The following is a 12,344-nucleotide window of genomic DNA, read 5'->3' on the forward strand; positions in this document are numbered from 1 at the left end:
GCTGGTTTGGTTTATAGTTGCGTAAAACTTTTTCATCTGTGAGCGTCTCTCATTTGACTACGAACCTCGTCGTCAGAAGGTTTCAAGTAGACTAAACAACTATCTGGGCTTTTGTGATGCATCGCTTTTTGAATGTTTAGCTGAGAAAAGCCTCCTTGGTTTAATCTGTAACCATAGGAATGGCGATGTGCATGCGGTGTTGTCCCTAATGACTTGGATGGTTCGAGTCCAATTCGACGAACGGCTCTATTATGCTTTTGATTAAAGTTTTTTTTACTCTCTGGGTTACCTTTTGAGTTAACAAAAAGGAACGGAGAGTCTGAAGTGGGTTTAGTCGAAAAGTACTTTTGTAGTAGCAGAGTGAACTCAACGGCTTTATTTGCCGGATAAAACATGACATCAAAGGACAGATTACGATTTGTAAGCAAAGGTCCTTTCCAGCCAGAGTAGAGTCTATGGCTTCTCGAATACTCATTCCGTGGATTCAGTCGGCATGTATTAGCCAAGTATTCGTTTCGTTTATTGAAACGTTCATCTGGAGACTTTCCATCACTAGGATGGAAAACAGATATAAGAGCTGCACCTGATTTAGGATCTATTGATATATCATTGGCATATATGTGGAAGCACTCTGACAGCCGTAGCCCACCAAAATGCATCAACATTACGATTAGCTGACTACCATAATCCGGCTCCCCTGAAGCAGAAACAAACCCATGTAGCAGTAAGTCTTCAATTCGGTCTTCTGGAAAGCGATATACCGCTTCAATATCGACTAGATGCCTCTCTGGTCCTCGAATCTTTCTAACCACTGAGAATTGTTGTCGGGATGGTTTAGCTAAATGATTCAGAAAGCAACGACTGTGCCTCCTGTAGTAAGCACACCACTGCAAACGTTCTTCTGCATAAGTCGAGTATCTTAATGGGTTTAGTTTCGGTAGATCAGTTCCATGTATATTGTCTAGATAACCGCAATAATCCGTAATATGTTGAAGTAGAACATTTACGTCCTCATTTCTTCTTGAAGACCAGAACAGTCCCGAACTGTCATCCCCTTCTTGGATAGTGCCAAATTGCAAAGCCTCAACAAATGCTCTGAGCAATTCTGTTGCCGAAGGAAAGTTACAGACTTGGTGGTCTATAAATTTCAAAAGTTGCTCCATAGCGAAAGTGTTCCTCTCTATCCATGATTGGGACTTGCTTCGATTAGCATATAAGTATCGTAAATGAGAGAGTAGTAAGCCATTTTCTGTGAAAATTGCCGGGAAGAGAAAAGAAGGTCCAGACTGTCGGGCTTTGAAATAAACCTTCCTTTTAATCACAAAACCCATTCTGCCTCCACTTAACAATACTAAGAAATCCTTAACATACTAATTAGTATATAGTTGATAGATCTTAGCATTGCCAACATGAAGTAGATAAAATTCAACCTCAGGGTTGAAAGGTGGTTTATCTATAAATAGTATGCGAAATTAAGTGGGACTAATATCAGTACAACAAAAAGCGTTTGCGTGAGATAGACCGTCGGGTGCGATTTTTACGTAAGCGTTTAGAGCAGGTGACCGTGGTCGACTACTCTCCTCAGCAAGAAGGCAAAGTGTTCTTCGGCGCTTGGGTGGAGATTGAGAACGAAGCGGGTGATTGCAAAAAGTTCCGTATCGTTGGACCGGATGAAATCTATGGTGACGCGAAAGGTTATATCTCGATTGATTCACCGATGGCGCGGGCGTTATTGAAAAAAGAAATCGATGATGAATTTGTCGTGCGCACACCTGAAGGTGAAAAAGAGTGGTTTATCAATTCGATTGAATACGATACACGGGTTCAGGAATAACCATTTTCCCCGGTCATAAAGCGATAATTTTACCTTGCCGTGACCCGTCAGGTGTCACATAGATTACGATTGCGTTATTACACGGTAATCACAGCGGTGGATTTTTTACGATTCGCCCTAATATATACCCAAACGCCCTTAAATATAGAGATTCAACGGATGAGCCAAGCTATCTGTAAACTGATTGCTCAAGAACTGAATGTTCGCCCAGAGCAAGTCACCGCCGCGGTTAACTTAATTGACGACGGCAATACGGTTCCCTTTATTGCTCGTTACCGTAAAGAGGTGACGGGTGGATTGGATGATACCCAATTGCGTAATCTAGATAGCCGCTTGTCCTATCTGCGTGAGTTGGAAGATCGCCGCCAAACAATTTTGAAATCGATTCAAGACCAAGGCAAGTTAAGCGCCGCGTTAGAGCAAGAGATTCAACAAGCGGACAGCAAAACCCGTTTGGAAGATTTATACCTGCCATACAAACCTAAGCGTCGTACCAAAGGCCAAATCGCGATTGAAGCAGGTCTTGAGCCGTTGGCGGATGCGTTATGGAATCAGCCACAAACTGAACCAGAAAGTGAAGCGGTGAAATACATCGCGGCTGACAAAGGTATTGCCGATAGCAAAGCTGCGCTTGATGGCGCACGTGCGATCATCATGGAGCGCATTGCGGAAGACGCCAACTTACTGGAAAAAGTACGCAGCTACTTAACTCGCCATGCGGAATTGGTCTCGCGTGTAGTGACTGGCCAAGAGCAAGCGGGCGAGAAGTTCAAAGATTACTTTGCGCACAATGAAGCATTGAGCAAAGTGCCTTCGCATCGCGCTCTGGCGATGCTACGTGGTCGTAACGAAGGTTTCTTAACGCTGGCGATGAATGCCGATCCTGCGCAAGAAGAAGGCGTACGCCAATCCTACTGTGAAAGCTTAATTGCTGATCACTATGGCATTTCGTTGAGCCAAGCGCCGGCTGATGCATGGCGTAAGCAGGTGATCAGCTGGGCGTGGCGCATCAAAGTATCGATGCACATGGAAACCGAATTGATGGGCGCGCTAAAAGAGCGTTCTGAAATTGAAGCGATTGAAGTGTTTGCTACCAACTTAAAAGATTTGTTGATGGCGGCGCCGGCTGGCCCTCGCGCCACACTAGGTTTAGATCCAGGTTTACGTACCGGTTCTAAAATCGCGGTGGTTGATTCAACCGGCAAGGTGCTGACCACAGAAACCATTTATCCGCACTCACCACAAAAACAGTACGATCAAGCGATGGCTGTTGTCGATCAATTGGTGCGTAAGTTCAATGTTGACTTGATTGCGATTGGTAACGGCACTGCTTCACGTGAAACCGACAGCTTTGTTGGCGATCTGATTGCTCGTGGCAATCTGAAAGTGCAAAAAATCATGGTCAGTGAAGCGGGAGCTTCGGTTTACTCGGCGTCTGAATTGGCAGCGAAAGAGTTCCCGAATATGGATGTATCGCTGCGTGGTGCAGTCTCGATCGCTCGCCGCTTGCAAGACCCATTGGCGGAACTGGTGAAAATCGATCCTAAATCGATCGGTGTGGGCCAGTACCAACACGATGTAAGCCAATCAATGCTGGCAAAACGTCTTGATGCTGTAGTAGAAGACTGTGTAAACGCGGTTGGTGTGGATGTAAATACCGCTTCGGCAGCACTGCTGACTCGCGTGGCAGGCCTGTCTACCACGATGGCGCAAAACATCGTTGATTACCGTGACGAGAATGGTCGCTTTGAAGCGCGTACGACGCTTAAAAAAGTGGCGCGATTGGGGCCAAAAGCGTTTGAACAGTGTGCGGGCTTCCTACGCATTATGGATGGTAAAAACCCACTTGATGCGTCTTCGGTGCACCCGGAAGCTTACCCTGTGGTTAAAGCGATTGCAGAAAAGAACAGTAAAGCGGTTAAGAGCTTGATTGGTGATACCGAGTTCTTACGTGGCTTGCATGCGGTTGATTACACCAATGATAGTTTTGGTTTGCCAACCGTGACGGACATTATTAAAGAGTTAGATAAGCCGGGGCGCGATCCGCGTCCGGAGTTTAAAACCGCGACCTTTGCTGACGGGATTGAAAAGGTTTCTGATCTTGAAGTGGGCATGGTGTTGGAAGGTGTGGTTTCTAACGTGGCGAACTTTGGTGCTTTCGTTGATATTGGCGTCCACCAAGATGGCTTAGTGCATATTTCAGCGCTGACGGATCGTTATGTTGCTGACCCGCGTGAAGTGGTTAAAGCCGGTGACATTGTCAAAGTGAAAGTGATGGAGGTGGATGTACAGCGTAAGCGTATCGCCCTTTCCATGCGCCTTAACGATGAGCCGGGACAAGACAATCGCACTCAGCGTAGTTCTGAGCCGCGTAACAATCAAAACCAAGCGCGTTCACAAGGTGGTCAACAGCGTCGTCGTGAAGAGCCGGCAGGCAACAATGCCATGGGCGGCGCATTTGCGGCTGCTTTTGCCAAAGCGAAGCGTTAATTGACGCCAATTAATGAATGCCATTGTGTAAAGTAAAAAAAAGCCCCGCTCAAATGAGTGGGGCTTTTGTCTTTTGGTATTCACTGAGTATGGATTCAACCCGTAGGATTTAGACCGATACATATAGCGACTACAACACCGCAATGACCTCTGAAGGTGTGTTTGGTGCCACAGCATGTCCATAGTGAAACTTAATCACTACTCGCCGTTTTGCCATTCTTCCTTCGGTTATCGCTGCATCGATTACGCGCTTAGGTAAGCGAAACCGCATTGCGTAGCCTTTTCCTTGCTGTTCGCTATAGCTGGCTAAAGACAGCAGTTCAAACAACCGATCTAACGGATTATCTGGCGGGTCATGTTGAGGGGCGAGTATCGCGTTCTCATCATCGGCGCCATAGTTCGGATGTTCAGATGGGTCCCAAGCCGCATTGCGACGTCGTTTATCATCTGAATTGATTTTGCGTTCAGCATTAGTTCTGGCTGGTGCAACCGTGGCTATAATCGGCTCGCGAATTTTATTATCACGCGCCGCTTGCTCTGTTTGCACGTTAACCGATGGGGCGATAAGTGGCACACTCACATTGGTGGGTGACACGATCATAACCGAGACCTCCTCAGCTTCGCCCACTGACATGGCTATCGTTCTGTCAGTTGAATACGTTATCGACTGAGAGAGTCAAAAATTTAGCGTTTTATGCAAATAATTTGTTATTTTGAAACGCGATCACTTGTGCACAAAAGGCATCAGGCTCAGTCATAAAGGGGGCGTGAGAGGAGTGATTAAAGACAAAGCTTTGGCTATTGGGCATGAGCTTTGCCACCTCTTCGGCCACTTTAATTGGCACTAATCCATCTAAGCGTCCGTAAAGGCGCAGGGTCGGCACGCTGATGTGAGTCAGTTGAGCGCGATAGTCGAGATCGGCCAACAAGCTTAAACCAGAGAGTAACGACTGTTGATTGGGGGATGGACGAGACAGTACCGCTTTTTTGAGGCTCTTTACATCGTGGCGCGCGGAAGGGCTGCCCATTGCTTGCAGTGCCATAAAGCGTTCGATGGTTAGCTGGAAATCTTCCATTAACTGGGCGGTAAAGGCGTTGAGTACTTTCGCTTGAATACCACGCCAAGGCGCTTGTTCATTATCTTCATCGGCCGGTTGAGCTGCAAAGCAGGGAGAGCTAGCCACACTGATTAACCCCTGCGCTCGCTCGGTATGATGTAGGGCGATGTGCGATGCGACCAGCCCACCTAAAGACCAGCCAAGCCAAATAGCGCGTGCGGGCGCATCTTGCAGCACTTGAGCGGTCAAATCTTCCATGGTAGAAAAATGGCTCTGATGGCTCAGACCAAATCCTGGCAAGTCGACTACATGCACACAATAGTGTTGGCTGAGTGTTTCGACCGTTTGTTGCCAGACGGCACCATTCATGCCCCAGCCATGCAGTAAAACCAGATCTGGCCCAGCGCCGTGGCTTTGCCAATGTAAGGCTGGTGGTGTTGTCTCAGATTGTCGCACTTATTTCATCCTTCCAGTTGCTGGCTACGCGGCATTATCAGCTAAACCCTTGCCGTTAAGTGTGCTTATGTTAACTCAATGGTGGCAGAAAAACAGACAGCGGATGATTGCGCATTATTGTCAGCATTGTCTGTTGCCAATCGAAGTGCGCGACCCAACCTGTTTAGCGCCATGGCTCTTATGCCAAAGTTGTCTTGCAATGCTGAGCATACAAGCTCGTTGTGATTGTTGTGGTATGACAACCCTGCAACCGGTGACCCAATGTGGTCGATGTTTATCCCATCCTCCACCTTGGCAGCGGCTCTATTGTGTTGGCGATTACACACCGCCCCTGTCGGACTATGTACAGCAGCTCAAATTTTCGCGGCAATTGCACTATGTCGAACTGTTGGCTGAGCTATTAGCATTGCGGATTGACCCCAATACTCAGATGATTACTTTTGTGCCTTTGCATTGGCGTCGTCAGTTGTGGCGCGGTTTCAATCAAAGTGAATTGTTAGCGCAAGCATTAGCTCAGCGACTTTCTTTGCCTTGTGAGTCCCTGTTTAAGCGCACTCGAGTCACGGATGCCCAGCGAGGAATGGATCGCAAGCAACGCCAACGTAATTTACGTGGTGCATTCCAATTGACTCAATCAGTGCAAGGCGTTGAATCGGTAGCGATTGTCGATGATGTGGTGACCACAGGGAGTACCGTGCAGCAATTATGCAAATTACTACTTGATGCTGGAGTAAAAAGTGTTGATATTTACTGTATCTGCCGCACTCCTGAATGATTCGGTTATAGCTAAGCATGATCAATTATGCGTAAAAGGCTAGATCTCAGAATTTTCAGGAGTAGAATGGTGAACAAATAGCCTACAAAATTACTCAGGTATTCGTCGTGTCAAATACAATTACTATTACTGAAAGCGCTCAAGAACACTTTGCCAAGTTGCTTGCACAGCAGCCTGAAGGCACTAACATTCGTGTGTTCGTGGTAAATCCAGGAACTCAAAATGCTGAGTGCGGTGTTTCTTACTGTCCGCCAGAAGCTGTAGAAGCTACTGATACTGAACTGACATTCCCAGCGATATCTGCATACGTAGATGAGCTAAGCCTGCCATTTTTAGACGATGCAGAAATTGATTATGTAACTGATAAGATGGGTTCACAGCTAACATTGAAAGCACCAAACGCCAAAATGCGTAAAGTGGCTGATGATGCTCCGCTGGTAGAGCGTGTTGAATACGCAATTCAAACCCAAGTTAACCCACAATTGGCTGGTCACGGTGGTCACGTGAGCTTAGTTGAGATCACTGAAGAAGGCGTAGCGATAGTTGCCTTTGGTGGCGGTTGTAACGGTTGTTCAATGGTTGATGTGACATTGAAAGATGGCATCGAAAAAGAACTTCTTCAACAGTTCGAAGGTGAGTTGTCTGCTGTTCGCGATGCGACCGAGCACGACCGTGGTGAGCACTCTTACTACTAATATCACTCGTGTGATGACAGAACACTATCTAAATGGGGCTCTTTGAGCTCCATTTTTGTATCTATCTCTCCGCTATTGCTCCTCTGTTATGCGCGTAGTTATACCGAGATAAATGAGCTTGTTTGAGCTTTGTGACTCGCTAGTGCAGGGATATATGTTGCGACTAGTTCGGTTTTATACAAATAAGATCGCCGAGAAACTGGTCTAACGTATTGTCTTCTCATATATTAAGAATCTATTGCTTAGAGAAGGAGAAACATTGTGGCCAAACGGACACCACCAGAAATTCTGGCTAAGCAGACAGTCGCACAATCTCGACTGTTTTCAATTGAAGCGCTTGATTTGCGTTTTAGTAACGGCGAAGAGCGCACCTATGAGCGCATGCGCCCCAGTGGCCGACATGCGGTGATGATTGTACCTGTCACCGAGCAGGGTGATTTATTGCTGGTACGTGAATACGCGGCTGGCACTGAGCGCTACGAGTTGGGCTTTCCTAAAGGATTGATTGATCCAGGTGAAAGTGCGATTGAGGCGGCTAACCGAGAGCTAAAAGAAGAGATCGGTTTTGGCGCTGAACAATTGGTAGCACTAAAAGAAGTGGTTTTGGCGCCGTCATACTTTTCAAGCAAGATGACGTTGTTTATTGGTCAAAATCTCTATGCAGAGCAGTTAGTTGGTGATGAACCTGAACCGCTAGAAGTCGTGCGTTGGCCATTGGCTCAAGCAGAAGAATTGCTCACCCATCTCGATTTTTGTGAAGCGCGCAGTATTACGGCATTGATGCTTGCCCTGCGATATTTAAAATCATAATAAGTGCATAGCCCAAGGAACTATTATGCCAATAAGCCCCGATCTTTCTCATCATCTTCCTGCGGTCATTGATATTGCTCGCACTGCAGGTCAGTTGATTTTAGATATTTATCAGACCAAACAGTATGAAGCGTATACCAAAAGTGACTCCACGCCAGTCACCAGCGCCGATCTTGCTGCGCATAAGTTTATCGTTGAAAAACTGTCTGAACTGACGCCGGATATTCCGGTGTTGTCGGAGGAAGCGGCAGATATTAGCTTAGAGCAACGTTCACAGTGGGATCGCTACTGGCTGGTGGACCCACTCGATGGGACGCAAGAGTTTATCGCGCGCAGTGGTGATTTTGCCACCATCATAGCCTTAATTGAAAATAATAAACCGATCATGGGTGTGGTGTATGGGCCGGTTTCCGGCGTGACTTACTATGCTTACCAAGGCAAAGGCGCGTGGAAAATTCCGGATATGAGCGAAAATGTTCGTATCACGACCCATAAACATCAAGGCCCGCAGCAACCTATCGCCATCGCGATCAGTCGTCGTCAAGATATCAACCGTATTACCGATCGCATGAGTAGCGCATGGAACTATGATTTAGTGCCGTTAGGTTCGGCCGCATTGAAAGCTTGTTTGGTTGCTGAGGGCGCGGTGGATTGTTACTTACGTCTAGGTCCTACTGGTGAGTGGGATACCGCAGCCACGCAATGTATTGTTGAAGAAGCGGGTGGGCGTATTCTCAGCACCTTGCTTGAACCGCTCTCTTACAACGAACGTGATACGTTAGAGAACCCTAATTTTATCGTGCTTGGTGATGAGCAGTTGCCGTGGCACGATATTCTATTGGTCAAAGACTAAACTCGCACCTGACAAGGATCGAGGAATGACGATCATCAACTAGCTCGCTTTTGCGGGCTTTTTTATTGGCCAAATTTCACCACTATACTGCTACAAAAATCCTACCTATTACCCGGTGACTTGTTATTTTCGCCAGGAAAAATTGTCAAAATCGAAATATTAACGAGTGTTAACGGCGGCAAAATGGCGATCTTATTCACGTTTTTGTAGAGAAAAATTAACGAGATGCTGTTTCGAATCGCGATAAATCGCTGGGTTGACGAGTTAAGTTATTGATTGATGTGTCATTGAGAGTGATTTTGATCGCAGAAATTTCGTCAAAACTTTTTTAATGATTTTGACGTAGCATTTAAGTTTTTGATTTGTATTGTTTTATATTTTTTAGTTTCAAGCGAGTTTGAACTGGATCACTGATTTCTGCCTATTAATTTTACGCCGAAAAATAACTCCCTATATTTTGACGTCATTGGATGTATTTTTTTGGTAAGTGCAGCTGTTTTGGCTGTTTGTTTAGGTAAGTGTTTAAGGGTGAGTAAGATGTTGAAACCAACTTTGATCGCAGTTTCAGTGTTAGCAACTTTGGCCGGTTGTTCTTCACTGCAAAGTCCACAACAAGTGGTAGATTCACTAGCAGATAACTTAGATATCAATTATCAAGTGTTGACCAATCATGGCGCTAACGATGGTTTAGCCTGTGACACTCTTGGCGCAGAATGGGCATCATGCAATAAAGTGATGATGACCTTAGAAAACCAAGGTGAAGCGGTTAACGCAAAAGATTGGACGATTTATTTCCACAGTATTCGTTTGATTTTGGACGTGGATAGCGATCAGTTCAAAGTTACACGTGTTACTGGTGACCTGCATAAGTTAGAGCCAACTGACAAATTTGATGGCTTCGCTGCAGGCGAAAAAGTTGAATTGGGTTTGATTGGTGAGTACTGGCAGTTATTTGCAACCGATTTTCTACCGGGCGCATTTGTTACAGCACCAGATGCTGAACCAAAGATGATTGCTTCGCTAAATACAGAGGATGTGGCGAGCTTTGTTTCTGGTTTAGAAGGTGACAACCTAAAACGTACCCCAGATGACAATAACGTTTTCGCTAATGCGGTGACTCGTTTTGAGAAAAACGCCGATCTAGCGCAACAAGACGTATCAACCACGCTATTGCCAACCCCATTGCATGTTGAAGCGGGTGAAGGTTCAGTTGGCCTTGCTCAAGGCATCGCACTACCAAGCGAGTTGTTCAGCGCGGAACAATTTAACGCACTACAAGCACGCGCTGCGCTATTGGACATCAACCTAGCTGGTAAGCTTGCGGTTGAGACCAGCATTGTACCGAGTGAATTCCCAGAGAAACTAGCGAAAGCAGGCGCTTACGAATTAGTGATTGGCGAGCAGGGCATTAAGATTGTTGCTTTCGACCAAGCGGGTCTGTTCTACGGCGTACAATCGATCTTTGCTCTTGTGGGTGAAGAAGCAACATTGCCACAAATCCGCATCATTGATGCGCCACGCTTTGATTACCGTGGTGTGATGGTGGATGTGGCGCGTAACTTCCATAGTAAAGACGCGATTCTAGCGACGCTAGATCAAATGGCGGCTTACAAGATGAACAAGCTACACCTTCACTTAACCGATGATGAAGGTTGGCGTTTAGAAATTCCAGGCCTTCCTGAGTTAACTGATATCGGCGGCCAGCGTTGCTTTGACCTTGATGAGCAACAGTGTCTGTTACCACAGTTAGGCTCTGGTCCTACTTCGGATAACTTTGGCTCAGGCTACTTTAGCAAAGCCGATTACGTTGAAATCTTGAAGTACGCGAAAGCACGTAATATTGAAGTGATTCCTGAAATCGATATGCCAGCGCACGCGCGTTCTGCGGTTGTATCGATGGAAGCACGTTACGATCGTCTGATGGCTGCTGGCCAAACAGAACAAGCGAACGAATACCGTTTGATGGACCCTCAAGACAGCTCGAATGTCACCACGGTTCAGTTCTACGACAAGCACAGCTTCATCAACCCGTGTCTTGATTCTTCAACGCGTTTTGTCGACAAAGTGATCTCTGAAGTAGCAGCGATGCACACCGAGGCTGGCGCGCCTCTAACCACATGGCACTTTGGTGGTGATGAAGCGAAGAACATCAAGTTGGGCGCAGGCTTCCAAGATGTAAACGCAGAAGAGAAAGTAAACTGGAAAGGCACGATTGACCTGTCTCTACAAGACAAGCCATTCGCGAAATCGCCACAATGTAAGACCCTCATTGAAAACGGTACTGTGAGCGATTACGGTCACCTACCAAGTTACTTTGCGGAAGAAGTATCGAAGATTGTGGCCGAGAAAGGCATTCCGAACTTCCAAGCTTGGCAAGATGGTTTGAAATACAGTGAAGGTGGCGAGAAAGCCTTCGCAACCGAAAATACCCGCGTAAACTTCTGGGATGTTCTTTACTGGGGCGGTACGTCTTCAGTGTATGAATGGTCTGAAAAAGGCTACGACGTGATTGTTTCGAACCCAGACTACGTTTACATGGATATGCCGTACGAAGCAGATCCTCAAGAGCGCGGTTACTACTGGGCAACACGAGCAACCGATACTCGTAAGATGTTTGGCTTTGCACCGGAAAACATGCCACAAAACGCGGAAACCTCTTTAGACCGTGATGGCAATGGTTTCACCGGTAAAGGCACAATTGAAGCGAAACCGTTCTACGGTCTATCAGCGCAACTTTGGTCTGAAACTGTGCGTACTGATGAGCAATACGAATACATGGTCTTCCCTCGCGTACTAGCTGCCGCTGAGCGTGCTTGGCATGAAGCTGAGTGGGAAAACGACTACCAAGTGGGCGTTGAATACTCGCAAAACACCAACCTAGTTGATAAAGAAGCACGTAATCAAGATTACAACCGCTTTGCGAACGTGTTAGGCCAACGTGAACTGGCGAAACTGGAAAAAGCGGGCATTGATTACCGCCTACCAGTACCGGGTGCGAAAATTGAAAACGGCAAGTTAGCAATGAACAGTGCGTTCCCTGGTATTGAGCTGCAATACTCAATCGATGGTGACAACTGGCTAACTTACGCAGACAGTCAACGTCCAGCAGTAACAGGTGAAGTCTTCATTCGCTCTGTTTCAGCCAGCGGTGAGAAAGCAAGCCGCGTGACGTCAGTGAAGTAATCACTGAACAAGCAAATTTATGTTGTTGGTAAGCCAAGGCCCTGCTTAATGCAGGGTCTTTTTTATGTGCGAAGCAATATGGACTGAGCCAGTTGTGCCGAATCATGGTGCGAGGTTCAGTTTGAGGTTCAATCAATGCCATTCCCTTTAGTGAGGAACGAACGTGATAGGGAATCTATTTCCGTTGTGC

At 46.5% G+C, this 12,344-nt stretch carries 9 protein-coding genes and 1 pseudogene; 7 read left to right on the top strand and 3 right to left on the bottom strand.

Annotated elements, in window-relative coordinates; translation table 11 throughout:
- Window positions 1-32: 32 nt before the first annotated feature.
- Window positions 33-1,331, bottom strand: coding sequence for a gamma-mobile-trio recombinase GmtY (gene gmtY / locus RH85_RS14310; RefSeq protein ID WP_006713417.1), 1,299 nt, complete (start codon window positions 1,329-1,331; stop codon window positions 33-35).
- Between the two features lie 155 nt (window positions 1,332-1,486).
- On the opposite strand from gmtY, the pseudogene greB reads away from it, so the two are divergent.
- Window positions 1,487-1,834, top strand: a pseudogene (greB, locus tag RH85_RS14315) (transcription elongation factor GreB); the annotation flags it as partial.
- 159 nt (window positions 1,835-1,993) lie between these two features.
- A complete protein-coding gene (locus RH85_RS14320; protein ID WP_006713419.1) occupies window positions 1,994-4,324 on the top strand; it encodes a Tex family protein in 2,331 nt (776 codons plus the stop codon).
- 130 nt (window positions 4,325-4,454) lie between these two features.
- Here the strand turns inward: RH85_RS14320 and RH85_RS14325 are convergent, their stop codons facing one another.
- Together RH85_RS14325 and bioH are read right to left on the bottom strand one after the other, a co-directional pair.
- Window positions 4,455-4,925 carry a hypothetical protein gene (locus tag RH85_RS14325; protein WP_006713420.1) on the bottom strand — a complete coding sequence of 157 codons (471 nt, stop codon included), beginning with the start codon at window positions 4,923-4,925 and terminating at the stop codon, window positions 4,455-4,457.
- 91 nt (window positions 4,926-5,016) lie between these two features.
- The gene (gene bioH / locus RH85_RS14330; RefSeq protein ID WP_006713421.1) at window positions 5,017-5,838 is read right to left on the bottom strand and encodes a pimeloyl-ACP methyl ester esterase BioH; all 822 of its coding nucleotides are present in this window, start codon (window positions 5,836-5,838) and stop codon (window positions 5,017-5,019) included.
- A gap of 67 nt (window positions 5,839-5,905) precedes the next feature.
- Here bioH and RH85_RS23185 point away from each other — a divergent pair, with 67 nt between their 5' ends.
- The 5 genes from RH85_RS23185 to RH85_RS14355 all read left to right on the top strand — a co-directional run bounded on the left by RH85_RS23185 (window position 5,906) and on the right by RH85_RS14355 (window position 12,154).
- Complete coding sequence (locus RH85_RS23185; RefSeq protein WP_039949096.1) at window positions 5,906-6,613, top strand: ComF family protein; 708 nt, start codon at window positions 5,906-5,908, stop codon at window positions 6,611-6,613.
- 107 nt (window positions 6,614-6,720) lie between these two features.
- Window positions 6,721-7,308, top strand: a complete 588-nt coding sequence (nfuA, locus tag RH85_RS14340) for a Fe-S biogenesis protein NfuA (RefSeq protein WP_006713423.1) — start codon at window positions 6,721-6,723, stop codon at window positions 7,306-7,308.
- Window positions 7,309-7,569: 261 nt separating this feature from the next.
- Window positions 7,570-8,118, top strand: a complete 549-nt coding sequence (gene nudE, locus RH85_RS14345) for an ADP compounds hydrolase NudE (protein ID WP_006713424.1) — start codon at window positions 7,570-7,572, stop codon at window positions 8,116-8,118.
- A gap of 25 nt (window positions 8,119-8,143) precedes the next feature.
- Window positions 8,144-8,971: a 3'(2'),5'-bisphosphate nucleotidase CysQ gene (gene cysQ / locus RH85_RS14350; protein WP_006713425.1), complete on the top strand. Its 828-nt coding sequence runs from the start codon at window positions 8,144-8,146 to the stop codon at window positions 8,969-8,971.
- A 537-nt stretch (window positions 8,972-9,508) separates the two neighbouring features.
- Complete coding sequence (locus tag RH85_RS14355) at window positions 9,509-12,154, top strand: beta-N-acetylhexosaminidase (RefSeq protein ID WP_006713426.1); 2,646 nt, start codon at window positions 9,509-9,511, stop codon at window positions 12,152-12,154.
- The last annotated feature ends 190 nt before the right edge of the window (window positions 12,155-12,344 follow it).

Origin of the sequence: Vibrio ichthyoenteri ATCC 700023 (assembly GCF_000222605.1) — a bacterium.
Lineage (GTDB): Bacteria > Pseudomonadota > Gammaproteobacteria > Enterobacterales > Vibrionaceae > Vibrio > Vibrio ichthyoenteri.